Annotated in this window: 22 protein-coding genes; 14 read left to right on the top strand and 8 right to left on the bottom strand. The window is 58.9% G+C overall.

Features of this window, described 5'->3' with window-relative positions; all coding sequences use genetic code 11:
* Window positions 1-32: 32 nt before the first annotated feature.
* Window positions 33-956 (top strand): LysR family transcriptional regulator, encoded by a 924-nt coding sequence (locus KGB06_RS14285; RefSeq protein WP_223516764.1) that lies wholly within the window; start codon window positions 33-35, stop codon window positions 954-956.
* Between the two features lie 119 nt (window positions 957-1,075).
* On the opposite strand, the gene KGB06_RS14280 is transcribed toward KGB06_RS14285, so the two are convergent.
* The 3 genes from KGB06_RS14280 to KGB06_RS14270 all read right to left on the bottom strand — a co-directional run bounded on the left by KGB06_RS14280 (window position 1,076) and on the right by KGB06_RS14270 (window position 4,693).
* Entirely contained in the window at window positions 1,076-1,804 is a 729-nt protein-coding gene (locus KGB06_RS14280) for an aspartate/glutamate racemase family protein (protein ID WP_223516762.1), read from the bottom strand.
* 57 nt (window positions 1,805-1,861) lie between these two features.
* The gene (locus KGB06_RS14275; protein WP_223516761.1) at window positions 1,862-3,400 is read right to left on the bottom strand and encodes an NCS1 family nucleobase:cation symporter-1; all 1,539 of its coding nucleotides are present in this window, start codon (window positions 3,398-3,400) and stop codon (window positions 1,862-1,864) included.
* Between the two features lie 552 nt (window positions 3,401-3,952).
* The gene (locus KGB06_RS14270) at window positions 3,953-4,693 is read right to left on the bottom strand and encodes a phosphoadenylyl-sulfate reductase (protein ID WP_223516759.1); all 741 of its coding nucleotides are present in this window, start codon (window positions 4,691-4,693) and stop codon (window positions 3,953-3,955) included.
* Between the two features lie 173 nt (window positions 4,694-4,866).
* Between KGB06_RS14270 and thrH the strand changes: the two genes are divergently transcribed.
* Window positions 4,867-5,484 carry a bifunctional phosphoserine phosphatase/homoserine phosphotransferase ThrH gene (gene thrH, locus KGB06_RS14265; RefSeq protein ID WP_223516757.1) on the top strand — a complete coding sequence of 206 codons (618 nt, stop codon included), beginning with the start codon at window positions 4,867-4,869 and terminating at the stop codon, window positions 5,482-5,484.
* A gap of 112 nt (window positions 5,485-5,596) precedes the next feature.
* On the opposite strand, the gene pabB is transcribed toward thrH, so the two are convergent.
* The 4 genes from pabB to KGB06_RS14245 all read right to left on the bottom strand — a co-directional run bounded on the left by pabB (window position 5,597) and on the right by KGB06_RS14245 (window position 10,213).
* A complete protein-coding gene (pabB, locus tag KGB06_RS14260; RefSeq protein WP_223516755.1) occupies window positions 5,597-6,934 on the bottom strand; it encodes an aminodeoxychorismate synthase component I in 1,338 nt (445 codons plus the stop codon).
* Between the two features lie 215 nt (window positions 6,935-7,149).
* Window positions 7,150-8,136, bottom strand: a complete 987-nt coding sequence (locus KGB06_RS14255; RefSeq protein WP_223516753.1) for an alpha-L-glutamate ligase-like protein — start codon at window positions 8,134-8,136, stop codon at window positions 7,150-7,152.
* Window positions 8,136-9,671: an inactive transglutaminase family protein gene (locus tag KGB06_RS14250; protein ID WP_223516752.1), complete on the bottom strand. Its 1,536-nt coding sequence runs from the start codon at window positions 9,669-9,671 to the stop codon at window positions 8,136-8,138. Before KGB06_RS14250 ends, KGB06_RS14255 begins: the two co-directional genes overlap by 1 nt.
* A gap of 5 nt (window positions 9,672-9,676) precedes the next feature.
* Window positions 9,677-10,213: an ATP-dependent zinc protease gene (locus KGB06_RS14245; RefSeq protein ID WP_223516750.1), complete on the bottom strand. Its 537-nt coding sequence runs from the start codon at window positions 10,211-10,213 to the stop codon at window positions 9,677-9,679.
* 302 nt (window positions 10,214-10,515) lie between these two features.
* Between KGB06_RS14245 and KGB06_RS14240 the strand changes: the two genes are divergently transcribed.
* The 6 genes from KGB06_RS14240 (at window position 10,516) to prpD (ending at window position 19,004) form a co-directional block, all read left to right on the top strand.
* Window positions 10,516-11,232, top strand: a complete 717-nt coding sequence (locus KGB06_RS14240; RefSeq protein WP_404942948.1) for a GntR family transcriptional regulator — start codon at window positions 10,516-10,518, stop codon at window positions 11,230-11,232.
* The gene (prpB, locus tag KGB06_RS14235; protein WP_027922545.1) at window positions 11,229-12,119 is read left to right on the top strand and encodes a methylisocitrate lyase; all 891 of its coding nucleotides are present in this window, start codon (window positions 11,229-11,231) and stop codon (window positions 12,117-12,119) included. Before KGB06_RS14240 ends, prpB begins: the two co-directional genes overlap by 4 nt.
* Before the next feature lie 43 nt (window positions 12,120-12,162).
* Window positions 12,163-13,290: a 2-methylcitrate synthase gene (gene prpC, locus KGB06_RS14230; protein WP_223516748.1), complete on the top strand. Its 1,128-nt coding sequence runs from the start codon at window positions 12,163-12,165 to the stop codon at window positions 13,288-13,290.
* A gap of 203 nt (window positions 13,291-13,493) precedes the next feature.
* Window positions 13,494-16,088 carry a Fe/S-dependent 2-methylisocitrate dehydratase AcnD gene (gene acnD, locus KGB06_RS14225; RefSeq protein ID WP_223516746.1) on the top strand — a complete coding sequence of 865 codons (2,595 nt, stop codon included), beginning with the start codon at window positions 13,494-13,496 and terminating at the stop codon, window positions 16,086-16,088.
* A 66-nt stretch (window positions 16,089-16,154) separates the two neighbouring features.
* A complete protein-coding gene (prpF, locus tag KGB06_RS14220) occupies window positions 16,155-17,345 on the top strand; it encodes a 2-methylaconitate cis-trans isomerase PrpF (RefSeq protein ID WP_223516738.1) in 1,191 nt (396 codons plus the stop codon).
* A gap of 174 nt (window positions 17,346-17,519) precedes the next feature.
* A complete protein-coding gene (prpD, locus tag KGB06_RS14215; protein ID WP_223516736.1) occupies window positions 17,520-19,004 on the top strand; it encodes a 2-methylcitrate dehydratase in 1,485 nt (494 codons plus the stop codon).
* A gap of 122 nt (window positions 19,005-19,126) precedes the next feature.
* Here prpD and KGB06_RS14210 read toward each other — a convergent pair whose 3' ends face one another.
* Window positions 19,127-19,945 (bottom strand): pyruvate, water dikinase regulatory protein, encoded by an 819-nt coding sequence (locus tag KGB06_RS14210; RefSeq protein ID WP_223516734.1) that lies wholly within the window; start codon window positions 19,943-19,945, stop codon window positions 19,127-19,129.
* 174 nt (window positions 19,946-20,119) lie between these two features.
* On the opposite strand from KGB06_RS14210, the gene ppsA reads away from it, so the two are divergent.
* The 6 genes from ppsA (at window position 20,120) to KGB06_RS14180 (ending at window position 26,346) form a co-directional block, all read left to right on the top strand.
* On the top strand, window positions 20,120-22,495 hold the full coding sequence (gene ppsA, locus KGB06_RS14205; protein ID WP_007944516.1) for a phosphoenolpyruvate synthase: 2,376 nt from the start codon (window positions 20,120-20,122) through the stop codon (window positions 22,493-22,495).
* Between the two features lie 91 nt (window positions 22,496-22,586).
* Window positions 22,587-23,576, top strand: coding sequence for an alpha/beta fold hydrolase (locus KGB06_RS14200; protein WP_223516732.1), 990 nt, complete (start codon window positions 22,587-22,589; stop codon window positions 23,574-23,576).
* Window positions 23,577-23,696: 120 nt separating this feature from the next.
* Window positions 23,697-24,188 (top strand): ribonuclease E activity regulator RraA, encoded by a 492-nt coding sequence (gene rraA / locus KGB06_RS14195; protein WP_027922555.1) that lies wholly within the window; start codon window positions 23,697-23,699, stop codon window positions 24,186-24,188.
* Between the two features lie 24 nt (window positions 24,189-24,212).
* Complete coding sequence (locus KGB06_RS14190) at window positions 24,213-25,208, top strand: zinc transporter ZntB (RefSeq protein WP_223516730.1); 996 nt, start codon at window positions 24,213-24,215, stop codon at window positions 25,206-25,208.
* A 63-nt stretch (window positions 25,209-25,271) separates the two neighbouring features.
* A complete protein-coding gene (locus KGB06_RS14185; RefSeq protein WP_223516729.1) occupies window positions 25,272-25,520 on the top strand; it encodes a CrfX protein in 249 nt (82 codons plus the stop codon).
* 1 nt (window position 25,521) lies between these two features.
* Window positions 25,522-26,346: a mechanosensitive ion channel family protein gene (locus KGB06_RS14180; protein WP_046053154.1), complete on the top strand. Its 825-nt coding sequence runs from the start codon at window positions 25,522-25,524 to the stop codon at window positions 26,344-26,346.
* The last annotated feature ends 53 nt before the right edge of the window (window positions 26,347-26,399 follow it).

Below are 26,399 nucleotides of genomic sequence, written 5' to 3'. Positions count from 1 at the left end.
TCTGTGTAAACCAAAAGTTTATAGTGGCGCTTATGGAAACCTTCAGCAGTATCGAATGCTTCGTGCGCAGCGCCGAGGTCGGCAGCTTTGCCGAAGCCGCTCGGCGCTTGAGTCTGACCCCGGCAGCTGTGGGCAAGAGTGTTGCAAAACTTGAGGCGCGGCTCGGTGTGCGGCTGTTTCAACGCAGCACCCGTAGCCTGACATTGACGGAAGCCGGTCAGCTGTTTCTCGGCGAGGTCAGTTCCAGCCTGCACACCATCCAGAATGCCGTGGCCAATCTGGCCAGCGCTGAAGGGCGACCGGCGGGGACGTTGAAGGTCAGCATGGGGACGGTGTTCGGGCGTCTGTATATCGTGCCGTTGCTGGGGGAGTTTTTGCGGCGCTTTCCGGCGATTAATCCGGACTGGCACTTCGATAACCGTCAGGTGGATTTGATCGCGCAGGGGTTCGACGCGGCCATCGGCGGCGGTTTCGAACTGCCCCAAGGTGTGGTGGCGCGCAAGCTGACGCCGGCGCATCGGGTATTGGTGGCGTCAGCCGGTTATCTGGAGGCGCACGACGTCATCGTCGAGCCCGATCATCTCAAGCACCACGATGGCATTCTGATTCGTTCGCCGCAGACCGGCCGGGTGCGTTCCTGGCAGTTGACCAGTCGCACGCAGCAGCACAGTCCGTTGACGCTGAAGGCGCGAATGACCATGAGCGATTCGGAAGCGGCGTGCGCGACGGCAGCCCAGGGGCTGGGGATTGCACTGGTGAGCATGCCGTTCGCTTCGGGTTATCTGGAGAGCGGGAAGCTGCAACGAGTGCTGCCGGACTGGTACATCGACGATGGCAACATTTCGATCTATTACGCGGAACACAAACTGTTGCCGGGCAAGACCCGGGCGTTTGTGGATTTCATCATTGAGCAGTTTGCGGAGCAGGGGTTGGGGCAGCGGTTTAGTGCGGTTTGAGCCTGGCTTGATACCGGAGGTGCTGCCATCGCGGGCAAGCCCGGCTCCCACAGGGGATTTTTGAGCACCCAAAATCCATTGTGGGAGCGTGGCTTGCCCGCGATGAACGATAACGCGGTCTACCGCCCGAACCGTCCCGGCCAGCCAACAATGTGCTTCGGCCGAGGCGTCGCATACGTGCGCACTTTCGACGTCGACAACCGCAACCGCACGAGTGATTCGGCAATGGTCACCGCCGCCGTCACGCCATCCACCACCGGCACGCCAGTGCGCTGACGGATCTGTTCATCCAGCCCGGCCATCCCGCCACAGCCCAGGCAAATCACCTCGGCCTTGTCCTCCAGCACCGCCAATTCCGCCTGACGCACAATCGCTTCCAGCGCCCGCTGCGGATCGGACTCCAGTTCCAGCACCGCCAGCCCACTGGCTCGCACCGATGCGCAGCGATCCCAGAGGCCGGACAGTTTGAGACGATCTTCGATCAGCGGCACGGTGCGGTCCAGCGTGGTTACCACCGAATAGGCATGGCCGAGGAACATCGCGGTGCTGGCCGCCGCGTCGGTGATGTCCACCACTGGCACGTTGAGCAGTTCCTGCAAGCCTTCGCGGCCGTGTTCGCCATAACCGGCCTGAATCACTGCGTCGAAAGGCTGGTCGTAGGACATCACCCGGTCCATCACGGCGATGGCGGCCAGGTAACTTTCGAAATTGCCTTCGATGGAGTCAGCACCGAAGTGCGGCGTCAGGCCGATGATTTCCGTGCCCGGTGCGGCCACCGATTGAGCCGAACGCGCGATGGCCTGGGTGATGGATTCGGTGGTGTTGACGTTGACCACGAGAATTCGCATGAGAAGTCCTTATAGCGGGGTGGTTCTGCGGCCCGACGCTGTCGGGTCGCCAAGGGATTAATGGCTGACGTTGTCGACCGCGATGGCTTCACCGCTAACGTCGGCGTAGTGGGGCTGCCGTTTGGCGATGATCAGGTAGAGCATTCCGGCGATCCCGGCGCCGATCAGCCAGGAGAACGGAGATACGCTGTGGAAACCGGGTACCAGCGCCAGGACGATGGCGATCAACGCTGCGGGAATAAAAGCCGCCACGGCGCGTAAATTGACGCCACGGCTGTAGTAATAAGCGCCGTTGGGGTCTTCGCTGTACAACTGCGGCACGTTGACCTGACCTTTTCGTACCAGCCAGTAGTCGACCATGATCACGCCGTACAACGGCCCGAGCAGGGCGCCGAGGCCGGAGAGGAAATACACAATCACCAAGGGGCTGTTATAGAGATTCCACGGCAGGATCAGCACCGCGATGGTCGCGCTGATCAGCCCGGCGCGGCGGAACGTCAGGTACTTCGGCGCCAGGTTACTCAGCACGAAGGCCGGGGCCACGAAGTTGGCCATGATGTTCACTGCCACGGTGACGATCAGGAATGCCAGGCAGCCAAGCACCAGGAAGAAGGTATTGGGGATCGAGGCGATGATTTCGGTCGGGCTTTCGATGATCCGGCCATTGATCTGAAATTGCGCGCCACACAGCAGGACGGTGATGCTGGCGAACACCAGAATATTCACCGGCAAGCCCCAGAAATTTCCGACCTTGATGGTTTTGCGGCACGGCGACGAGCGTGCGAAGTCGCAGAAATTCAGGATCAGCGTGCCGTAAATCGCCAGCCACAGCGCGCCGCCGGCGAAGATATTGCGCCACATCTCGCCACCGGTCAGCGGTTCGCGGATCGACCAGGCGATGGTCGCATCGGCCTGGAAGTACATCCACCCGGCGAGGGAAGCGACGGTCAGCAGGATCACCGGCCCGGCAAACGCTTCGTAGCGCCGCACCATCTCCATGCCATAGGCAAGAATCCCCAGTTGCACCAACCAGATCGCCACGAAACACACCCAGCCCAGGCTCGACAGGCCAAGGATCGAGTTGTGGTCGTAGTCGGCGAAACCGGGATGCACCGCCGTCAGCAACACACGAAAGACAACGGAGGCCAGGTATGTCTGAATGCCGAACCAGGCGATGGCGATAACGGCGCGGATCAGTGCAGGAATCTGCGCTCCGTGAATGCCGAAACTGATCCGGCTGATGACAGGAAACGGCACGCCGGTCTTTTGTCCCATGTATCCCGACAGGTTCATGAAGCAATACACCAGCGCCGCGCCGATCCCCAGCGACAGCAGGATCTGCCAGCCGCCCAGGCCGAGGGCGTACAGGCCGATGGCGAAGGAGTAGTTGGCGATGTTGTGAACGTCGTTGGTCCACAGGGCAAAGATGCTGTAGCGGCCCCAGCGCCGGCCCTCGGCTTTGGTCGGCGCGAGGTCTTTGTTGTGCAGGCGAGGGCTGAGCACCACGGGGTCTTGAAACGTTGGGCCGTGGGGGGCGGCAGTGGGAAAGGAGGGCAGATCCAGCGCGATATTGTTATTTGAGAGGCTAGTACGCATTCCGGCAGGCTCCGAGCTAGGCGTCGCGATGACTGTGCATGAGCGTGGGCTCGACAAATCTTCGTCGCGGGCAGTCAGCATCATTGGTTACGGGGCATCTGCAGCCTGTACGGGATAGGGCGCTTCAGGCTTGCGGATCGAAAGTGTGTGTATGTTTTGATGTGATTGTATACAAAACATGTATGCACTGAAGCCAGATCCATGCCAGCCAGGGATCTATGAAAACCTTCAGTAATTTCGTTTTGTTATCGGTTTCCAGTAAGTAATTGAAAAAAAGACGATATAAATTGACCGATTGAACAGCTATTTATTTTTCGATGGGAATTGCGGGGATGATCGACTGAGGAAGTCTGAAGAAGAGGGTGTAACTTTTTGGGGCGTAGAAACAAAAAGTGCACACACAAATGGCACCTATGGTGACATTCGTGTGTACACATTTCTAAAGCCAGTCACGATCCTGTAGGAGCCGAGCTTGCTCGCGATAGCGGTCTAACAGTCAAAATAGAGGTTGAATGGCAGTCCTCAATCGCGAGCAAGCTCGGCTCCTACAGGTTATGCCTTGGATTTACTGATGATGTTCCCGGCATGCAACCCGCATTCTTTCTGCGTCGCCTCTTCCCACCACCAGCGACCTTCGCGCTCATGCTGATTCGGCAGCACTGGCCGGGTGCAGGGTTCGCAGCCAATGCTGATGAACCCGCGCTCGTGCAGGCTGTTGTACGGCAGCTCCAGCATGCGGATGTAGCCCCAGATCTCTTCGCTGGTCATTTGCGCCAACGGGTTGAATTTGTACAGGGTGCGCTCGGGGGTAGAGAACGCGGTGTCGATTTCCAGCACGGCGACGGCGCTGCGGGTGCCGGGGCTCTGGTCACGGCGCTGACCGGTGGCCCAGGCGGTTACGCCGGATAACTTGCGGCGCAGCGGCTCTATCTTGCGGATACCGCAGCATTCGCCATGGCCGTCCTTGTAGAAACTGAACAGGCCTTTTTCCTTCACGAACGGTTCAAGTTTCGTGTGGTCCGGTGACACCAGTTCGATGTCGATCTTGTAGTGCTCGCGCACCTGATCGATGAAACGGTAGGTTTCCGGGTGCAAGCGGCCGGTGTCGAGGCTGAACACTTTGACGTTCTTGTTCAGTTTCCAGGCCATGTCTACCAGCACCACGTCTTCGGCGCCGCTGAAAGATATCCACAGGTCATCGCCAAACTCGGCAAACGCGAGTTTCAGAATGTCCTGCGCAGATTTATTGGCATAGGTCGTGGCGAGTTCCACGACGTCGAACGTTGGGCTCATCAGGGCGGCTTCCTACAGGTCGGTGGCGCTGGGCGCTCTATATGGTCCTGATGGTAACAAAATCCTGCAGTCGCTGGCGCGCCCTCTGCGTTGCGCCGGTCAGTCTGAATCGCTAGAGTTCGGCAGTCTTTTTACTCGCTCGACTCAATAATCAATACAAATGGGAGTGTCTTGTGGAAATTGCCTGTCTGGATCTTGAAGGTGTACTGGTCCCGGAAATCTGGATCGCTTTCGCCGAAAAAACCGGGATCGAATCGCTCCGGGCCACCACTCGGGACATTCCCGATTACGACGTGCTGATGAAGCAACGTCTGCGAATCCTCGACGAACACGGCTTGAAACTCACCGACATTCAAGAAGTGATTGCCACGCTCAAGCCGCTCGATGGCGCCATTGAGTTCGTCAATTGGCTGCGTGAGCGTTTTCAGGTGGTGATTCTGTCAGACACGTTCTACGAGTTTTCCCAGCCGCTGATGCGTCAACTGGGCTTCCCGACCTTGCTCTGCCATCGTCTGATTACCGACGATTCGGGTCGGGTGACCAGCTATCAGTTGCGTCAGAAAGATCCCAAGCGTCAGTCGGTTTTGGCCTTCAAGAGCCTTTACTACCGGGTGATTGCGGCGGGGGATTCTTACAATGACACCACGATGCTGGGTGAGGCGGATGCCGGGATTCTGTTCCATGCGCCGGACAATGTGATCCGCGAGTTCCCGCAGTTTCCGGCGGTGCACACATTTGAAGAGCTGAAGCAGGAGTTTATCAAGGCTTCGAATCGGGCATTGGGTCTGTAATCGTTTTCGAGGACGCCATCGCGGGCAAGCCTTGCTCCTACAGGTTTTGTGTCGTACGCCGGAAATCGGAACGACTCAAAACCCGTAGGAGCAAGGCTTGCCCGCGATGCTTTTAAAGGTTCTGCAGGGTATCGAGCAGTACCTTTACCTTGGTAATCGATTCCTGGTACTCAGCCTGCCATTCGGAATCGGCGACAATCCCGCCGCCACCCCAGCAACACACCTGCCCATCCTTGACCAGCAAGCTGCGAATCGCGATGGAACTGTCCATCTCGCCGCGCACATCCAGATACAGCAGTGACCCGCAGTACAAGCCGCGCCGGGTCGGCTCCAGCTCATCAATGATCTGCATCGCACGAATCTTCGGTGCGCCGGTGATCGAGCCGCCGGGGAAGCTGCCGGCGATCAGGTCCAGCGCATCCCGCTCATCCGCCAGTTCACCGGTCACGCTGCTCACCAGGTGATGCACGTTCGGATAGCTTTCCAGGCTGAACAACTCCGGCACCCGCACCGAGCCGATGCGGCAGGTACGGCCCAAGTCATTGCGCAGCAGGTCGACAATCATCAAATTTTCCGCGCGGTCCTTGGGGCTGGCCAGCAGTTCGGCGGCGTTCGCGGCATCTTCGGCTGCGGTCAGGCCGCGCGGGCGGGTGCCTTTGATTGGGCGGGTTTCCACATGACGCTCGCTGACTTTGACGAAGCGCTCCGGGGAAAGGCTCAGCACCGCGCCGCCATCGGGCAGGCTCTGGAAACCGGAAAAGGGTGTCGGGCACGCGGCTCGCAGGGCGACATACGCCGCCCATGGATCGCCTTGGCACTCAGCGCGGAAGCGTTGGGCGAAATTGACCTGGTAGCAATCGCCGGCCTGGATGTAGTTTTGAATACGTTCCAGCGCCCGTCGATACTCGTCGGCGCTCAGATCGGCCTTCATCGGCGCTTTCAGTGTGAAGGGTTCAACAGCTTCAGCGGTCGGCTGACTGAATAGCGTGATCAGACGCTGGCGTTCGCTTTCGATCAACGACGGGTGAAACACCAGTTGACTGGTCTTCACGTGGTGATCGCTGATCAAGGCCCAGTCATACAACCCGAAACGCGCGTCGGGTAAGTGCAGATCGTCTTGCGCCTGGCTCGGCAGATGCTCCAGGTGCCGACCGAAGTCGTAGCTCAGATAACCGATCAGGCCGCCGGCGAAGGGCAGTTCATGAGGAACAGCCGCTTCACCGAGTCGTGTCAGATGGTCGCGCAGGCGTTGCAGGAAATCGCTGCCGCTTTCGTCAGGCAGCACCGCCAATTGCTCCAGCGGCCAGGCGCTGAGCAGATCAAAACGGCCACGTTCGGCACTCGGCCGGCCACTGTCGAGCAGCACGGCACCGGGGGCATGACGAATCGCCGCGAAGTACTCGGCGGGGTTGGCGCGATAAGGGAGTGGATGTACGGAACAGGTCAACATGGGCGGGACGGATCAGCCATCGAGGCGGGGTGGCGATTGTAGTCCTCTGCAGGATTTGCTCCTAGAGGAGATGTCGGGGATTGGCAGGTTGGGGGACGGGTAGAGTGTTGTATCGGCTGGAAATCCGCCATCGCGAGCAAGCTCGGCTCCTACAGGATTTGCGCAATCCTTGTAGGAGCCGAGCTTGCTCGCGATGGTGGCGACTCGGTCCCGGATCAGACTTCAACCACCGGAATATGCCCAAACATCTCCTGCGCAAATTCCACTCGCTCCTTCACCTTCTCGGTAATCCCGCGAGCCTTCAATTCTTCCAGACGCGCTTCGACCGCGTGCGTGCGCAAGGTCAGGCCGCAATCGTTGGCGATCTGAATGTTCAACCCCGGCCGGGCATTGAGCTCAAGGATCAGCGGGCCTTTTTCCTGGTCCAGGACCATATCAACGCCGATGTAACCTAATCCGCACAGCTCATAACAGCCGGCAGCGAGTTTCATGAAACCGTCCCAGTAGGGCAGTTGCACGCCGTCCACGGCGTTGGTGGTGTCCGGGTGTTTGGTGATGATGTTGTTCAGCCACGTACCGCGCAGTGTCTCGCCGGTCGCGAGGTCGACGCCGACGCCGATCGCGCCTTGGTGCAGGTTGGCCTTGCCGCCGGATTGCCGGGTCGGCAGGCGTAACATGGCCATCACCGGGTAGCCCATCAGCACGATGATGCGAATGTCCGGCACGCCTTCATAGCTGATGCTCTTGAAGATCTGGTCCGGGATCACCCGGTATTCGATCAGCGCGCGGTCGCGGTGCCCGCCCAAGGAATACAGGCCGGTGAGGATGCTGGAGACATGGTGCTCGATTTCCTCATGACTGATGATCTTGCCAGACACCGTGCGGTAGCGGCCCTCGAAACGGTCGACAATCACAATGATGCCGTCACCGCCCGCGCCCTGGGCCGGTTTGATCACGAAGTCGGTGCGCCCGCCGATGATCTCGTCGAGGTTGTCGATTTCTTTCTCGGTAGAAATCACGCCATACAATTCCGGCACATGAATGCCGGCAGCAATGGCGCGCTCCTTGGTGATGATCTTGTCATCGACAATCGGGTACAGGCTGCGCTTGTTGTACTTGAGCACGTAGTCTGCATTGCGCCGATTGATACCCATGATGCCCCGGGCTTCCAGGGCCTTCCAGGTCTTCCAGAAACCGAACATCAGGCGTCAGCCTTCTTCAGGAACGCCTTGAAGCGCACCAGTTCGGTCAGGCGGTAACCGCGATAGCGACCCATCGCCAGCATGAAGGCCACCAGGATCAGCAGGATCGCCGGGAAGGTGAACACGAAGTACACCAGCTCCGGCACGGTCATGATCAAGTGCGCCAGGGAGGCGGCGAACAGGGTGCCGACAGCCACTTTCATGGCATGGCCCGAGCCGCGTTCTTCCCAGGTAATCGACAGGCGTTCGATGGTCATGGTCAGGATCACCATCGGGAACAGCGCCACCGACAGCCCGCGTTCCAGGCCGAGTTTATGGCTGAGCAGGCTGATGGTCGCGATCAGCACCACCACGAAAGTCAGCACCACCGACAGCCTCGGCAGCATTTGCAGCTTCAGGTGTTCCAGGTAGGAACGCAGCGAGAGCCCCAGCGCTGTGATGATCGTAAACAGCACGATGCCGAAGCCGAGTTGGGTTTCACGGAAGGCGAGGGCGATCAGCACCGGGGTAAAGGTGCCGAGTGTCTGAATGCCTATCAGGTTGCGCAGGATCAGAATCACTAGCACGCCAATCGGGATCATCACCATGATCATGAACGTCTGCTGGGTTTGCAGCGGCAAGCCATACAGCGAGTATTCGAGGAAGTTGGCGTCGGTGTTTTCATCGGTCAGCTTGGCCAGGCGAATGGCGTTCATTTCGCTGTTGTTCAGGCTGAAAGTCACGTTGGCTTTTTTGCCGCCATCGACCGTGATCAGGTTTTCGTCGCCGGTCCACCACAGCAAGCGGTCGGTCGGCAGGCCTTGTTCCCCGGATTCCGGGTTGAAGTACAGCCAGTCGGTGCCGTTGAAGCTGCGCAGCCACAATTCAGGTACTTGCGGCTGATCGGCCACCAGACGAATGGTGTGGACCTTTTCCACCGGCACGTGGGCGATGGACAGTACCAGCTCGACGATTTTGGCTTTGTTCGCGCTGGACGGATCTCCAGCCAGCAGCAGTTTCACATTGTCGTCGCTGAGGTTGTTGACCCGCTTGATCGCCTCACCAATGAACGTTTCGACGTCGGCCGAGTGCTGGCGAATCGGCGCGAGCAGGGCTTCGGCGGCGATTTTTTCCGGGCCTTCGACGGCGATGCTGTCGCGGAAGGTCGGGCCTTTGACTTTGGATTTTTCGCCGGAGTAGCGCTTGGTCAGCACCAGGCGGTAATACAGTGTCTGGTTGCCCTTGGCCCGGCGCGCCGACCAGGTGACCTTGCGGTTGCCGTCGACACGGTTCACCGCCACACCGTAATTATTGGAGATGAAGCTCTCGTTGAGACTGACGAAGTCGCGGCTCAGCGGCGGCACGAACATCTGGATCTTGACCGGGTCTTTGGCACTGGCGACGAACTCGACCTTGGCGTCGATGTTCCACAAGTCGTCGGTGGCGTCTTCGGTCACGGGAATGCCGAGCACGAAGATCTGATAGGCCGTAACTGAAATGCCCAGCACCACCAGGATGGCGATCAGCATTTTCAGATGGAGGTTAAGAGAGCGCATTGGAATTACTCTGCGGTATGAGCGTCGGTGGCGCAGGCGGGTTTGCCAGCAGCGTATTTAAGACTGGGGTCGACCAGCGCGTCGAAGCGTTTGAGCGCTTCGGAGCCGATCAACAACGGGTATTGGAAAGCGCTGCGGTCGGTCAGGTTCACTTCGATGCTGCGCAAAGCCGAACCCATGCAAATGTCCAGCTCGATCACCGGGCGGGCCGTGTACTTCTTGCCTTCTTCCGGGTCGTAGTCACCGGCCCGGCGCTTGATCTTGCTGACACGGGCCAGTGGGCGTTCGATCGGGTGCGAATGAGCGGCGTCGATAGCCAGGTAAAAGCGCACCCAGGACTCGCCATTGCGTTTGAAGCGTTTGATGTCGCGGGCACTCAGAGAAGCGGTCTTCGCTCCGGTGTCGAGTTTGGCCGCGACTTCAAGGTTGATGCCATCCAGGGACGCGTACTCGTTAAGGCCGTACACCGTCTTTTCCCCTGCCGCGGCAAAACCGGGCAGGCAAAGTAGATAAAGGAATGTCGGGAAGGGCTTGAGTCTCATAAATCCTGGCGCGCAGCGGTCCGTACTTCGATTCAAGGCCCTGGCATTGCTGCACAAGCTCCCTCGTATGCCTGTCAGCTATTTATGACAAGCAGTGCAGATGCCACAAACAAATGCGGGCGGCATTCTAGCACGGTGGTTTGATGGCGCCAGCGCTGGCAGGCGGCTATAAACCATTGTGCTGCTTTGTTATGGTGCGGTCGGTTATTAGACGATTGTCGACAATATCGAATTAACCTTTGACTGCGCGGCCTGTTTTCGCTAGTTTTTGCGGCATCAGCTTTCAAGGTGTCGACAATATGTTGGATCAACTGGATCCCCCGCTCACTACCCAAGACGATTCGGAGACACTTTCCGAAAACGTCTTTCGGCGTATTCAAGCGGCCATCGTCAAGGGCGAGATCGCCCCGGGCAGCAAGATCTCCGAGCCGGAGCTGGCGCGCACCTATGGCATCAGCCGCGGGCCGCTGCGTGAAGCGATCCATCGCCTGGAAGGCCAGCGTCTGCTGGTGCGCGTGCCGCATGTTGGGGCACGAGTGGTTTCGCTGAACCATGCCGAGTTGCTGGAACTCTACGAAATCCGTGAGTCCCTTGAAGGCATGGCCTGCCGTCTGGCCGCCGAGCGCATGACCCTCGAAGAAATCGACGAACTGCGCCGCGTCCTCGAAACCCACGAGCGCGATGAGGCGTTTCAGGCCGGACGAGGCTACTACCAGCAGGAAGGCGATTTCGACTTCCACTACCGGATCATCCAGGGCAGCGGCAACCGCACGCTGACCCAAATGCTCTGCGGCGAGCTCTATCAACTGGTGCGCATGTACCGCATCCAGTTTTCCACCGTACCCAATCGCCCGCACCAGGCATTTGCCGAGCACCACCGAATTCTCGATGCCATCGCCGACCGTGACGGTGAACTGGCCGAGTTGTTGATGCGCCGTCACATCGGCGCCTCCAAACGTAATATCGCCCGTCATTACCAGGACGGCGCTAACCCGACAGCCAAACGAGGTGAGTCATGAGTTTGAACAAGAGCACTCCAGGCCAGCGTTTCCGCGATGCGGTCGCCAGCGAGCATCCATTGCAAGTGGTCGGCGCGATCAACGCCAACCACGCGTTGCTGGCCAAGCGCGCCGGTTTCAAGGCGATTTACCTGTCGGGTGGCGGGGTGGCTGCCGGCTCCCTCGGCGTGCCGGACCTGGGCATCACTGGCCTGGATGACGTACTGACCGACGTGCGTCGTATCACCGACGTCTGCGACTTGCCGCTGCTGGTGGATGTGGACACCGGTTTCGGTTCCTCGGCGTTCAACGTCGCTCGTACCGTGAAGTCGATGATCAAGTTCGGCGCTGCCGCCGTTCACATCGAAGACCAGGTCGGCGCAAAGCGTTGCGGCCACCGTCCTAATAAAGAAATCGTTTCGTTGCAGGAAATGGTCGACCGCATCAAAGCCGCAGTGGATGCGCGTACTGATGACAGCTTCGTGATCATGGCTCGCACCGACGCCTTGGCAGTCGAAGGCCTGGAATCTGCCCTGGATCGCGCTGCTGCGTGCATCGAGGCTGGCGCCGACATGATCTTCCCGGAAGCCATCACCGAACTGGACATGTACAAGCTGTTCGCCAGCCGCGTGAAAGCGCCGATCCTGGCCAACATCACCGAATTCGGTGCGACCCCGCTGTACACCACCGAGCAACTGGCCGGTGCCGATGTATCGCTGGTGCTGTACCCGCTGTCCGCTTTCCGCGCAATGAACAAAGCCGCGGAAAACGTTTACACCGCGATCCGTCGCGACGGCACGCAACAGAACGTTATCGACACCATGCAGACACGCATGGAGCTTTACGATCGCATCGACTACCACACCTTCGAGCAGAAGCTCGATGCGTTGTTTGCTGCGAAGAAGTAAGTCGAACAACTCCCTAACAAATTCAAGAATTCTGGAGACAGCAATGGCCGAAGCAAAAGTACTCAGTGGCGCCGGGCTCCGTGGCCAGGTTGCCGGGCAAACCGCACTGTCCACCGTGGGCCAATCGGGCGCAGGCCTGACCTATCGTGGCTACGACGTTCGTGAACTGGCGGCTGACGCTCAGTTCGAAGAAGTCGCCTACCTGCTGCTGTACGGCGAACTGCCGACCAAAGCGCAACTGGACGCCTACGTCAGCAAACTGAGCAAGCTGCGTGACCTGCCGCAAGCCTTGAAAGAAGTGCTGGAACGCATCCCCGCCGACGCCCACCCGATGGACGTGATGCGTACCGGCTGCTCGTTCCTGGGTAACCTGGAACCGGAGAACAATTTCTCCGAGCAGCACGACAAAACCGACCGTCTGCTGGCCGCGTTCCCAGCAATCATGACCTACTGGTATCGCTTCAGCCATGACGGCAAGCGCATCAGCTGCGTGACTGACGAGCAGTCTATCGGTGGCCATTTCCTGCACCTGCTGCACGGTGAAAAGCCGAGCGAGTTGCACGTCAAGGTGATGAACGTTTCGTTGATCCTTTACGCAGAGCACGAGTTCAACGCGTCGACGTTCACCGCGCGTGTTTGTGCGTCCACCCTGTCGGATCTGTTTTCCTGCATCACCGCCGCGATCGGCTCGCTGCGTGGCCCGCTGCACGGCGGCGCCAACGAAGCAGCGATGGAAATGATCGAGCGCTTCAGCTCGCCAGAAGCGGCGATCGAAGGCACCCTCGGCATGCTCGAGCGTAAAGACAAGATCATGGGCTTCGGTCACGCGATCTATAAGGACAACGATCCGCGCAACGAAGTGATCAAGGGCTGGTCGAAAAAACTCGCTGACGAAGTGGGTGACAAGGTGTTGTTCCCGGTCTCCGAAGCCATCGACAAGACCATGTGGGAGCAAAAGAAACTGTTCCCGAACGCCGACTTCTACCATGCCTCGGCGTACCACTTCATGGGCATTCCCACCAAATTGTTCACACCGATTTTCGTCTGCTCGCGCCTGACCGGTTGGGCTGCCCACGTGTTCGAACAACGTGCCAACAACCGCATCATCCGCCCGAGCGCCGAGTACACCGGCGTCGAACAGCGCAAGTTCGTGCCAATCGAACAACGCTGAATGGTGGGGATGCCTGCACAGGTCACTGAATGAACCGGTGACCCTGTAGGAGCTGGCTTGCCAGCGAAGACGATTTGTCATTCAACCTTCATGTTGACTGATACACCGCATTCGCTGGCAAGCCAGCTCCTACAGAGGTCCGTTTCAATTCAGTACCGCTACCAGGCCCCACCCTTTGTAATTACCGTGACCGAGTCCTGACGATGAACACAAAATTTCGTAAATCGCTGCCCGGCAGCCATCTGGATTACTTCGACGTCCGCGCGGCAGTCGAAGCCATTGCCCCTGGCGCCTACGACACCCTGCCGTACACCTCGCGCGTGCTGGCGGAAAACCTTGTGCGTCGCTGCGACCCGGCCACGCTCACCGAATCCCTGAAGCAATTCATCGAACGCAAGCGCGACCTCGACTTCCCGTGGTTCCCGGCCCGCGTGGTGTGCCACGACATTCTCGGCCAGACCGCACTCGTCGACCTCGCCGGCCTGCGTGACGCCATCGCCCTGCAAGGCGGCGATCCTGCGCAAGTGAACCCGGTGGTGCCGACCCAATTGATCGTCGACCACTCCCTGGCCGTCGAGCGTGGTGGTTTTGATCCGGACGCGTTCGAGAAGAACCGCGCCATCGAAGACCGTCGTAACGAAGACCGTTTCCACTTCATCAACTGGACCAAGAAGGCGTTCAAGAACGTCGACGTGATCCCGCCAGGCAACGGCATCATGCACCAGATCAACCTGGAGAAAATGTCTCCGGTGATCCAGGTGCGTGACGGCGTGGCGTTCCCCGACACCTGCGTCGGCACCGACAGCCACACCCCGCACGTTGATGCGCTGGGCGTGATCGCCATCGGCGTCGGTGGTCTCGAAGCCGAGAGCGTAATGCTCGGGCGTGCCTCCTGGATGCGTCTGCCAGAAAGCGTCGGTGTTGAATTGACCGGCAAGCTGCAACCGGGCATCACCGCCACCGACATGGTGCTGGCGTTGACCGAGTTCCTGCGCCAGCAAAAAGTGGTTGGCGCATGGCTGGAGTTCTTCGGTGAAGGCGCTGCCGCGCTGACCCTGGGCGACCGCGCAACCATTTCCAACATGGCCCCGGAATACGGCGCCACGGCTGCGATGTTCTACATCGACCAGCAGACCATCGACTACCTCAAGCTCACTGGCCGTGAAGATGATCAGGTGCAACTGGTCGAGAACTACGCCAAGACCACCGGCCTGTGGGCCGACAGCCTGAAGGGCGCGCAATACGAGCGCGGCTTGACCTTCGACTTGTCCACGGTCGTGCGCAACATGGCCGGCCCGAGCAACCCGCACGCCCGCGTGGCAGTTTCCGATTTGGCCGCCAAAGGCATCTCCGGTCAGTGGGACGACGTGCCTGGCCAAATGCCCGACGGCGCCGTGATCATCGCTGCCATCACCAGCTGCACCAACACCAGCAACCCGCGCAACGTCATCGCTGCCGGCCTGCTGGCGCGCAATGCCAACAAACTCGGCTTGACCCGCAAGCCATGGGTGAAATCGTCCCTGGCACCAGGTTCGAAAACCGTCGCGCTGTACCTGGATGAAGCCGGTCTGACCGACGAACTGGAACAGCTGGGCTTCGGCGTCGTCGCCTTCGCCTGCACCACCTGCAACGGTATGTCCGGCGCACTGGACCCAGTGATCCAGCAAGAAATCATCGACCGTGACCTGTACGCCACCGCTGTACTGTCCGGCAACCGCAACTTCGACGGCCGGATCCACCCGTACGCCAAGCAAGCGTTCCTCGCCTCGCCGCCGCTGGTGGTTGCTTATGCCATCGCCGGGACCATCCGTTTCGACATCGAAAAAGATGTGCTGGCTGTGGTCGATGGCAAGGAAATCCGCCTGAAAGACATCTGGCCGAGCGACGAAGAAATCGACGCCGTGGTCAAGGCATCGGTGAAGCCGGAGCAGTTCCGTCAGGTCTACATCCCGATGTTCGCCATCCACGAAGACACCGGCCCGAAAGTTGCGCCACTGTACGACTGGCGCGAGATGAGCACCTACATCCGCCGTCCGCCGTACTGGGAAGGCGCGCTGGCCGGGGCACGTCCGCTCAAGGGCATGCGCCCGTTGGCAGTGCTGCCGGACAACATCACCACCGATCACCTGTCGCCGTCGAACGCGATCATGCTGGACAGCGCCGCCGGTGAATACCTGGCGAAAATGGGCCTGCCGGAAGAGGACTTCAACTCTTACGCGACTCATAGGGGCGACCATTTAACTGCGCAGCGTGCCACCTTCGCCAACCCGAAACTGTTCAACGAAATGGTTCTGGAAAACGGCAAGGTCAAGCAGGGTTCGCTGGCACGGGTCGAGCCGGAAGGCAAAGTGATGCGCATGTGGGAAGCCATCGAAACCTACATGGAACGCAAGCAGCCGCTGATCATCATTGCCGGCGCCGACTACGGTCAGGGTTCGTCCCGCGACTGGGCGGCGAAGGGCGTGCGTCTGGCGGGTGTGGAAGCGATTGCCGCTGAAGGTTTCGAGCGCATTCACCGCACCAACCTGGTGGGCATGGGCGTGTTGCCGCTGGAATTCAAAGCCGGCACCAACCGTCACACTCTGGCCATCGACGGCAGTGAAACCTACGACGTGATCGGCGAGCGCACACCGCGCGCCGAGCTGACGCTGGTGATCCATCGCAAGAACGGCGAACGCGTCGATGTGCCGGTGACCTGCCGCCTCGACACCGCTGAAGAAGTGTCGATCTATGAGGCCGGCGGCGTGTTGCAACGCTTTGCCCAGGACTTCCTCGAAGAATCGGCAGTCGCCGTTTAACACACGCTGTACGGACACGGGACTTCAAGTCCCGTGTCTGTTTTCAAGGTAAGGAGTAACGAGCACATGGCTCACGCAGCTCAGATCAAAATCCCTGCCACCTACATGCGTGGCGGCACCAGCAAAGGCGTGTTTTTCAGCCTGAAAGACCTGCCCGAAGTGGCACAAATTCCTGGCCCGGCCCGCGATGCCTTGTTGCTGCGCGTGATCGGCAGCCCCGATCCGTACGATAAGCAAATCGACGGCATGGGCGGCGCAACCTCCAGCACCAGCAAAACTGTGATCCTGTCGAAAAGTCTCAAGGCTGATCACGACGTTGATTATCTGTTTGGTCAGGTGTCCATCGACAAGCCTTTCGTCGACTGGAGCGGCAACTGCGGCAACCTGACGGCGGCAGTCGGTTCGTTTGCCATCAGCAATGGTCTGGTGGACGCCAGCCGCATCCCGTACAACGGCGTGGCCGTGGTTCGTGTGTGGCAAGCCAACATTGGCAAGACCATCATTGCTCATGTGCCGATCACCAACGGTGAAGTGCAGGAAACCGGTGATTTCGAACTTGATGGCGTGACCTTTCCGGCCGCCGAAGTACAGGTCGAATTCATGGACCCGGCGGCGGAAGAAGAGGGCGGCGGCGGTTCGATGTTCCCTACCGGCAACCTGGTGGACGACCTCGAAGTACCCGGTGTCGGAACCTTCAAGGCGACCATGATCAATGCCGGCATCCCGACGATTTTCGTCAATGCCGAGGACATCGGTTACACCGGCACCGAATTGCAGGGCGCGATCAACAGCGATCCGAAAGCGCTGGCGATGTTCGAGACGATTCGTGCTTATGGCGCACTGCGCATGGGCCTGATCTCGAACCTCGACGAAGCGGCCAAGCGTCAGCACACCCCTAAGGTGGCCTTCGTGGCCAAGTCGGCGGACTACGTGTCGTCCAGCGGCAAGGCAATTGCGGCGGGTGATGTCGACCTGCTGGTACGTGCATTGTCGATGGGTAAATTGCACCACGCGATGATGGGCACAGCGGCTGTAGCCATTGGCACGGCAGCGGCAATTACCGGCACGTTGGTGAACCTCGCGGCAGGCGGTGTTGAGCGCAATGCAGTGCGCTTCGGCCATCCGTCCGGCACGTTGCGCGTTGGCGCCGAGGCCAGTCAGGTCAACGGGGAGTGGGTCGTGAACAAAGCCATCATGAGCCGCAGCGCGCGGGTATTGATGGAAGGGTTTGTCCGCGTACCGGGCGACTCGTTCTAAGCGACACCGTCCCCTGTAGGAGCACGGCTTGCCGGCGATGGCGTCTTTGAAATCGTCATCGCCGGCAAGCCGTGCTCCTACAGGGGACGCATTTCAATAACAAGAATTTGTCATTGACTGAGAATGCCCTGAACCGAGGTCCCATCAACGAGCCACGTGCAGAGTGAATCGAACATGAGTGCCAACGTCGACCTGAACAACCGTCCCGACTACGACAAGGTCCTGCAGGACATTGCCGATTACGTTCTCAACTACAAGATCGAGTCAGAAGAGGCGCTGGATACCGCGCGCAACTGCCTAATCGATACCTTGGGTTGCGGCCTGCTGGCCCTGCGGTTTCCCGAATGCACCAAGCATTTGGGGCCCTTGGTGGAAGGCACGGTCGTGCCGTTCGGCGCCCGGGTGCCGGGGACTAGTTACCGGCTCGATCCGGTCAAGGCAGCCTGGGACATCGGGTGCATTGTGCGCTGGCTCGACTACAACGACACCTGGCTCGCGGCTGAATGGGGTCATCCGTCGGATAATCTCGGCGGCATTCTCGCGGTGGCGGATCACTTGTCGCAAAAGCGTCTGGCCAATGGTGATGCGCCATTGACGGTTCGCGTGGTCCTCGAAGCAATGATCATGGCCCATGAGATTCAAGGCGTAATCGCCCTGGAAAACTCCTTCAACCGCGTCGGTCTCGATCACGTCATCCTGGTAAAAGTCGCCTCGACCGCCGTCACCGCCAAACTGATGGGCGCCAACCGCGAGCAGATGCTCTCGGCGTTGTCCCACGCATTCGCTGACGGTCAGGCATTGCGCACTTATCGCCATGCGCCGAATGCCGGCTCACGCAAATCATGGGCGGCGGGAGATGCGTCCAGTCGTGGTGTGCGTCTCGCGGACATTGCGATGCGTGGCGAGATGGGCATTCCCGGTGTGTTGAGTGCCAAGCAGTGGGGCTTTTACGACGTATTGTTCAGCCACACCAACAACGACCTGGCGCTTAAGCCCGAAGACAAACAGGCTTTCAGTTTCTCGCGGCCATACGGCAGTTATGTGATGGAAAACGTGCTGTTCAAGATCAGTTTTCCCGCCGAGTTCCATGCGCAAACGGCATGCGAAGCGGCAGTCACCTTGCATCCGCAGGTTCGAAACCGTCTGCACGATATCGACAGGATCGTCATCACCACCCACGAATCGGCGATTCGCATTATTTCCAAGGTTGGTCCGTTGGCCAACGCCGCCGATCGCGATCACTGCATCCAGTACATGACTGCTGTGCCGCTGGCCTTCGGCAATCTGGTGGCCGAGCACTACGAGGATGACTTCCACAAAGCGCATCCGATCATCGACGTGCTGCGCGAGAAAATGGTCATCGTCGAAAACCCGGTTTACACCCGTGAATACCTGGAAGCCGACAAGCGCTCGATCACCAATGCGATTCAGGTGTTTTTCAAGGATGGCTCCAGAACCGAGAACGTGGTGGTGGAGTACCCGATCGGCCATCGTCGGCGCCGTGTCGATGGCATTCCATTGCTGGAGGACAAGTTCAGGGCGAACCTGCTGACACGATTCACTGGGCAGCGAAGTGAGGCGATTTTTGCGTTGTGCAAGGATCAGCAGAAGCTTGAAGCGACACCGGTGAACCGGTTTGTGGATTTATTTGTTATCTAGGAGACCGTGTGATCGTTCATCGCGGGCAAGCCATGCTCCCACATTTGGAATACGTTCCCTGTGGGAGCGGCGGTGCGACGATTCGACTTGCCCGCGATGGCGATATAACAGGCGACGCAGAACTACTTGAACCGCCGCTCCACCCCTTTTTCCACAAGGATTTTCGCGGAAATCTCTTCCACCGAAAAATGCGTGGAATTGATGTGAGCAATGTTCTCGCGGCGGAACAGGTTTTCCACCTCGCGCACTTCAAACTCGCACTGGGCATAGCTTGAATAACGGCTGTTGGGCTTGCGCTCGTTGCGGATCGCGGTAAGGCGGTCCGGGTCGATGGTCAGGCCAAACAGCTTGTGCTGATGGGCGCGCAGGGCGCTTGGCAGGGTCAGGCGTTCCATGTCGTCTTCGGTCAGCGGGTAGTTGGCCGCGCGGATGCCGAATTGCATGGCCATGTACAGACAGGTCGGGGTCTTGCCGCAACGCGACACGCCGACCAGGATCAAATCGGCTTTGTCGTAGTAGTGCGTGCGGGCGCCATCGTCGTTGTCGAGGGCGAAGTTCACCGCCTCGATGCGTTCCATGTAATTGGTGTTGGCGCCGATGGAGTGGGATTTGCCCACGGTGTAAGAAGAATGCTCGGTCAATTCCTGCTCAAGCGGTGCCAGGAACGTCGAGAAAATGTCGATCATGAAACCATTGGAGGTTGCGAGGATCTCACGGATGTCCTGATTGACGATGGTGTCGAAAATAATCGGCCGGAAGCCGTCGGTTTCAGCGGCTTTGTTGATTTGTTGTACCATGGCCCGCGCTTTATCCACGTTATCGATATACGGTCGCGTGAATTTGCTAAAGGTAATGTTTTCGAACTGCGCCAGGAGGCTTTGACCCAGGGTTTCGGCCGTGATGCCGGTACCGTCGGAAATAAAGAAAGCAGATCGTTTCATTTGCACCTTGGGCCTTAAGCTAATGACGAATCTTGGATATGATAGGCGCGGTTTGTCGGCCGCCAGTGGCCCGCATTCTCACTTATTTTCCAGGTCCAGGCCATACAGCTGGCAAACGCTCCTTTGAGCAGCCGGCTTCTGAGCTTTTCCAACACAGTTAGTGGAGAGATCACCTTGGTAGAGTACGTAGTTTCCCTCGATAAGCTCGGCGTCCATGATGTAGAGCACGTAGGGGGCAAGAACGCATCCCTGGGCGAGATGATCAGTAACCTTGCAGGTGCCGGTGTATCGGTGCCCGGTGGCTTCGCCACGACAGCTCAGGCTTATCGTGATTTTCTGGAACTGAGCGGCCTCAACGATCAGATCCACGCCGCCCTCGACGCCCTGGATGTCGACGATGTCAACGCCCTGGCCCGTACGGGCGCCCAGATCCGTCAATGGATCATGGAAGCCGAGTTCCCCGAGAAGCTCAACGCCGAGATCCGCACTGCGTTCGCCACGCTGTCGGCCGGCAACCCTGACATGGCCGTGGCCGTGCGCTCTTCCGCTACCGCCGAAGACTTGCCGGACGCGTCCTTCGCCGGTCAGCAGGAAACTTTCCTGAACATCCGTGGTGTCGAAAACGTCATTCGCGCCGCCAAAGAGGTGTTCGCTTCCCTGTTTAACGACCGTGCGATTTCCTACCGTGTGCACCAGGGCTTCGACCACAAGCTGGTGGCTCTGTCGGCCGGCGTTCAGCGCATGGTCCGCTCCGAGACCGGCACCGCCGGCGTGATGTTCACCCTCGATACCGAATCGGGCTTCCGTGACGTCGTGTTCATCACCGGCGCCTACGGCCTGGGTGAAACCGTCGTACAAGGCGCGGTGAACCCGGATGAGTTCTACGTGCACAAAGGCACGCTGGCTGCTGGTCGTCCAGCTATCCTGCGCCGCAACCTGGGCAGCAAAGCCATCAAGATGATCTACGGCGAAGTCGCCACGGCCGGCAAATCGGTCAAGACCATCGACGTCGACAAGGCGGATCGCGCTCGTTTCTGCCTGAGCGATGCCGAAGTCAGCGAACTGGCCAAGCAAGCGATGATCATCGAGAAGCACTACAAGTGCCCGATGGACATCGAGTGGGCCAAAGACGGCGACGACGGCAAGCTCTACATCGTTCAGGCCCGCCCTGAAACCGTGAAGAGCCGCACTCAGGCCAACGTCATGGAGCGTTACCTGTTGAAAGAAACCGGCACTGTGCTGGTTGAAGGTCGCGCCATCGGCCAGCGCATCGGCGCCGGCAAGGTCCGCATCATCAAGGACGTGTCCGAAATGGACAAAGTCCAGCCGGGCGACGTTCTGGTTTCCGACATGACCGACCCGGATTGGGAACCGGTCATGAAGCGCGCCAGCGCCATCGTCACCAACCGTGGCGGTCGTACTTGCCACGCGGCGATCATCGCTCGCGAACTGGGCATCCCGGCAGTGGTCGGTTGCGGCAACGCCACCCAGCTGTTGAAAGACGGCCAGGGCGTGACGGTTTCCTGTGCTGAAGGCGACACCGGTTACATCTTCGAAGGCGAACTGGGCTTCGACATCAAGAAAAACTCCGTCGATGCCATGCCGGACCTGCCGTTCAAGATCATGATGAACGTCGGCAACCCGGACCGCGCCTTCGACTTCGCGCAACTGCCGAACGCCGGTGTGGGCCTGGCCCGTCTGGAATTCATCATCAACCGCATGATCGGTGTTCACCCGAAAGCGCTGTTGAACTACGACGGCCTGCCGCAGGACATCAAGGACAGCGTCGACAAGCGCATCGCCGGTTACAACGACCCGGTCGACTTCTACGTCGACAAACTGGTCGAAGGCATCAGCACCCTGGCTGCAGCGTTCACGCCGAAAAAGGTCATCGTGCGTCTGTCGGACTTCAAGTCCAACGAGTACGCGAACCTGATCGGCGGCAAGCTCTACGAGCCGGAAGAAGAAAACCCGATGCTGGGCTTCCGTGGTGCTTCGCGTTACATCAGCGAATCGTTCCGCGACTGCTTCGAACTCGAGTGCCGCGCCCTCAAGCGTGTGCGCAACGAGATGGGCCTGACCAACGTCGAAATCATGGTGCCGTTCGTCCGTACCCTGGGCGAAGCCAGCCAAGTGATCGATCTGCTGGCCGAAAACGGTTTGGCTCGCGGCGAAAACGGTCTGCGCATCATCATGATGTGCGAACTGCCATCCAACGCGATCCTCGCTGAAGAGTTCCTCGAATTCTTCGACGGCTTCTCGATTGGTTCCAACGACCTGACTCAGCTGACGCTGGGCCTGGACCGTGACTCCGGGATCATCGCGCACCTGTTCGACGAGCGTAATCCGGCGGTCAAGAAGCTGCTGGCCAACGCCATTGCCGCGTGCAACAAGGCTGGCAAGTACATCGGCATTTGCGGTCAGGGTCCTTCGGACCACCCGGACCTGGCCAAGTGGCTGATGGAGCAGGGCATTGAAAGCGTTTCGTTGAACCCCGATTCCGTACTGGAAACCTGGTTCTTCCTGGCTGAAGGTCAGGCTTCGGCGTGATGTGAATGAAGCCCCGGTCAAGTGGCCGGGGCTTTAAGAATTGAGTAGGGCGGGCTCCTCTGGATGCCGCCCTTTTTTGTGCAAGAGCATTATGCAAAGCAGCAGCAACCTATTTCCTGTCGCCCTGGTCAGCGCCGAACGACGCGGCGATCTGAGCGAAGATGTTTATCGATTGAAACCGGCCAACAGCCCGGACCCTAGCGTCGAACTGGCCGTTACTCGGCTGGGCATGGCCGATGGACCGGTGGGGCGCGGTGTGCCGGTGATTCTGTTGCACGGCAGCTTCTCCAATCGGCGCTTCTGGTTTTCCCCGAAAGGGCTGGGGTTGGGTGCTTACCTGACGCGTCTGGGATTCGACGTGTGGATCCCGGAAATGCGCGGTCATGGCCTGTCCCAGCGTAACCAGGGCTACCGCAAGAACCGTGTCGCCGATTACGCTCGTTACGATTTGCCTGCCATTGGCGCGTTTGTGCGTGAGCAAAGCGGTCAGGTTCCGCACTGGATCGGTCACTCACTGGGCGGTATCACGCTGGCAGCGGCATTGGGCGGTGAGTACATCGGCGAGCCTGTGGTGGCGTCTGCGGCGTTCTTTGGTGCGCAGGTCAGCCGGACCTACTGGCCATTGAAAATTCCACCGGTGGAATGGAGCGGGCGTTTTATTCTCAAGCGCTTTGCACAGCTGTCGGGATCCCGGCTCAAGCGCGGCCCGGAGGACGAGCCGATTGGCCTGGCCCTGGAAAGCATGCGCTGGTACGGCTTGTTTGGGCGATTCGGCGATTCCGACAAGGACTGGTGGGCTGGCTTGGCCAACGTTGCGATGCCGGTGTTGGCTGTAAGCGCGGTTGGCGATCATCAGGACCCGACGTGGGCGTGTCGCAAACTGTTTGACCAGATCGGTTCCGAGCACAAGCAATTCATTGAACTTGGTCGCGAGCAGGGCTTTGGCGACAATTTTGGTCACGTTGAAATGCTGGTCAGCAAAGCCGCTCAAGCCGAAGTCTGGCCATTGGTGGCGCGTTGGTTGGCTGATCAACAGACGCCTTTGATGGGCGACAAGCAGGATCTGGCCACGGCAATTTGAAGCCGATGCTCTAACAAGGGCATTCCGCTCTGTTCGGCTTGCGGCTAAGATATGACGCATTGAGCTATTTTGGTCACGTTCGACACCCTCGATTGTCTTCCTCTTTACAGGAGTTTCTCGATGAACCATTACCTCACGCCTGACCTGTGCGACGCCTATCCGGAGCTGGTGCAGGTGCTGGAACCGATGTTCAGCAATTTCGGTGGCCGTGATTCTTTCGGCGGCGAAATCGTGACCATCAAGTGCTTCGAAGACAACTCGCTGGTCAAGGAACAAGCCGAGCTCAAGGGTAATGGCAAGGTGTTGGTGGTCGACGGTGGTGGTTCCCTGCGTCGTGCGCTGCTGGGCGACATGATCGCCGAGAAAGCCGCGAAAAACGGTTGGGAAGGGCTGGTGATCTACGGTTGCATCCGTGACGTCGACGTCATTGCACAAACCGACCTGGGTGTTCAGGCCCTGGCCAGCCATCCGATGAAAACCGACAAGCGCGGGATCGGCGATCTCAACGTAGCGGTGACCTTTGCCGGCGTGACGTTCCATCCAGGCCATTACATCTATGCGGACAACAACGGCGTGATCATTTCGCCAAGCCCGCTGAAAATGCCTGAATAAACAGAAACCAACAAAGGGATGCGGATGTTCGAGGAAGAAAACGCGCAGTGGGGCCTGGTGCATGCCCTGGTGCTGGACGGTAAAGGCGGTGCGCGTTCGATAGCCCGGACTGAGCTCGATGACTTGCAACTACAGGCCCATGAAAGCCTGTGGCTGCACTGGGATCGCAGTCATCCGCAAACCCAGACCTGGCTGCGTAAATCCAGCGGTCTGAGTGAATTCAGCTGTGACCTTTTACTCGAAGAAAACACCCGGCCGCGCCTGTTGCCCTTGCCGGACGCCGAACTGTTGCTGTTTCTGCGCGGGGTCAACCTGAACCCCGGCGCAGAACCGGAAGACATGGTCTCGGTGCGAATATTCGCCTCGGCCCAGCGAGTTATCTCCTTGCGTCTGCGACCGTTGCGCGCAACCGATGAATTGCTGGTGCAACTCACCGATGGCAAAGGGCCGAAAACCGCCTCCGAACTCGTCCTGTGCATGGCGCAATACCTCACCAACAAAGTGCAGGACCTGGTCAGTTGCCTCTCGGAAGTGGTCGATGAGGAAGAAGAAAAACTGGATGCCGACGAACGGTATACTCCCGAACATGGCGCCATATTGCAGATCCGTCGCAGGGCGGCTGCACTGAAACGTTTCCTTGCACCACAACGGGAGATTTTCGGGCAACTGACGCGTATAAAGCTGCCCTGGTTTGTCGACGACGACGGCGATTACTGGAACGAATTGAACAACAGCCTGACCCGCTACCTTGAGGAGCTGGAATTGACCCGGGAGCGGGTGGGGCTGGTCCTTGAGGCTGAAGACAGACGCTTGAGCGTGCGCATGAACCGCACGATGTACCGTTTCGGGATCATCACCGGGATCTTTTTGCCGATGAGTTTTCTGACCGGTCTTTTGGGGATCAACGTGGGTGGCATTCCGTTCTCTGCCAGTCCCTATGGCTTCCTGATTGCGTGCCTGATGATGGTCTCGGTGGCGCTCGGGCAGTGGTGGTTATTTCGACGTTTGCGCTGGGTCTGAAGATGAGTCATGTGACCCGAGCAAATTTGACCGCGTCTTTCACAGACATCACGAGAGGTGCGTATGCACGATCCGTTTGAACAGTCTTTGCGCGACATGCTCAATGCATCACCGTCCACCCGGGACGATGATGCGTGCCTTGGGCGTGTACTGAAAACCGCCAACCGCCAGGTCGGCGCTGGTGATCTGTTCAGCCTGCTGGGTCGCTGGTTGCCCGCGCTGATGATTGCCCTCAATAGCGGCTCGGCCCACGTCTCGCCGGTATCCCGTCACCGTAAACCTACCGTTCGCACCGCTGATAAGGCTGATTAATATGGAACTTGATCTCTGGACTCAGAGCCTCGTCACTGCAATGACTGCGTTATGGACCAAGGTTGCGAACTTCATTCCGAACCTGTTCGGCGCACTGGTGGTGCTGCTGTTGGGTTTCGTCGTGGCGAAACTTTTGGACACTTTATTGTCCAAGCTGCTCGCCAAGCTGGGGCTCGATCGCCTGATGGGCGGCACCGGGCTGACTAAGTTGTTGTCCCGCGCCGGTCTTCAAGTACCGATCTCGACCCTGATCGGCAAAATTGTCTATTGGTTCGTTCTGCTAATTTTTCTGGTTTCTGCCGCAGAATCTCTTGGACTTGAACGAGTTTCAGCTACGCTGGATATGCTAGCTCTGTATGTGCCGAAGGTATTCGGCGCGGCACTGGTGTTGCTGGTGGGTGTTTTACTGGCACAACTGGCCAATGGATTGGTGCGCGGCGCAGCAGAAGGCGTAGGACTGGACTACGCTGCAGGATTGGGACGAATTGCGCAGGGGCTGGTGATTATCATCAGCATTTCGGTTGCGATCAGTCAGTTGGAGGTCAAGACTGACCTCTTGAACCATGTGATCGTCATCGTATTGATTACCGTTGGTCTGGCGGTTGCGCTGGCCATGGGTTTGGGAAGCCGGGAAATCGCCGGGCAGATTCTTGCGGGAATCTATGTGCGAGAGCTGTATCAGGTTGGGCAACAAGTGCGTGTTGGCGAGGTTGAGGGGCAGATCGAAGAGATCGGCACGGTTAAAACTACATTGCTGACCGATGAGGGTGAGCTAGTCTCTCTCTCGAATCGGATTCTCCTGGAGCAGCATGTAAGTAGCCGCTAACGCGGCAAACCCTGCTAACGTATGCCGCCGCAAAATGTCCTGAAAGGGCTGCG

This window comes from Pseudomonas sp. GL-B-19, from assembly GCF_019956415.1.
In the GTDB taxonomy this organism is placed as follows: Bacteria; Pseudomonadota; Gammaproteobacteria; order Pseudomonadales; family Pseudomonadaceae; genus Aquipseudomonas.
The sequence above is the reverse complement of the archived record's forward strand: the minus strand, read 5'-3'. Positions and strand labels throughout refer to the sequence as shown.

Coding starts and splice junctions, on each gene's coding strand:
- KGB06_RS14190 (WP_223516730.1), top strand. CDS start 24,213: ATGTTCGAGGAAGAAAACGCGCAGTGGGGCCTGGTGCATGCCCTGGTG.
- rraA (WP_027922555.1), top strand. CDS start 23,697: ATGAACCATTACCTCACGCCTGACCTGTGCGACGCCTATCCGGAGCTG.
- KGB06_RS14255 (WP_223516753.1), bottom strand. CDS start 8,136: ATGTTCGGTTTCTGGAAGACCTGGAAGGCCCTGGAAGCCCGGGGCATC.
- prpC (WP_223516748.1), top strand. CDS start 12,163: ATGGCCGAAGCAAAAGTACTCAGTGGCGCCGGGCTCCGTGGCCAGGTT.
- KGB06_RS14245 (WP_223516750.1), bottom strand. CDS start 10,213: ATGAGACTCAAGCCCTTCCCGACATTCCTTTATCTACTTTGCCTGCCC.
- pabB (WP_223516755.1), bottom strand. CDS start 6,934: ATGTTGACCTGTTCCGTACATCCACTCCCTTATCGCGCCAACCCCGCC.
- acnD (WP_223516746.1), top strand. CDS start 13,494: ATGAACACAAAATTTCGTAAATCGCTGCCCGGCAGCCATCTGGATTAC.
- prpF (WP_223516738.1), top strand. CDS start 16,155: ATGGCTCACGCAGCTCAGATCAAAATCCCTGCCACCTACATGCGTGGC.
- KGB06_RS14210 (WP_223516734.1), bottom strand. CDS start 19,945: ATGAAACGATCTGCTTTCTTTATTTCCGACGGTACCGGCATCACGGCC.
- KGB06_RS14185 (WP_223516729.1), top strand. CDS start 25,272: ATGCACGATCCGTTTGAACAGTCTTTGCGCGACATGCTCAATGCATCA.
- prpD (WP_223516736.1), top strand. CDS start 17,520: ATGAGTGCCAACGTCGACCTGAACAACCGTCCCGACTACGACAAGGTC.
- KGB06_RS14270 (WP_223516759.1), bottom strand. CDS start 4,693: ATGAGCCCAACGTTCGACGTCGTGGAACTCGCCACGACCTATGCCAAT.
- prpB (WP_027922545.1), top strand. CDS start 11,229: ATGAGTTTGAACAAGAGCACTCCAGGCCAGCGTTTCCGCGATGCGGTC.
- KGB06_RS14200 (WP_223516732.1), top strand. CDS start 22,587: ATGCAAAGCAGCAGCAACCTATTTCCTGTCGCCCTGGTCAGCGCCGAA.
- KGB06_RS14275 (WP_223516761.1), bottom strand. CDS start 3,400: ATGCGTACTAGCCTCTCAAATAACAATATCGCGCTGGATCTGCCCTCC.
- KGB06_RS14250 (WP_223516752.1), bottom strand. CDS start 9,671: ATGCGCTCTCTTAACCTCCATCTGAAAATGCTGATCGCCATCCTGGTG.
- KGB06_RS14285 (WP_223516764.1), top strand. CDS start 33: ATGGAAACCTTCAGCAGTATCGAATGCTTCGTGCGCAGCGCCGAGGTC.
- KGB06_RS14180 (WP_046053154.1), top strand. CDS start 25,522: ATGGAACTTGATCTCTGGACTCAGAGCCTCGTCACTGCAATGACTGCG.
- KGB06_RS14280 (WP_223516762.1), bottom strand. CDS start 1,804: ATGCGAATTCTCGTGGTCAACGTCAACACCACCGAATCCATCACCCAG.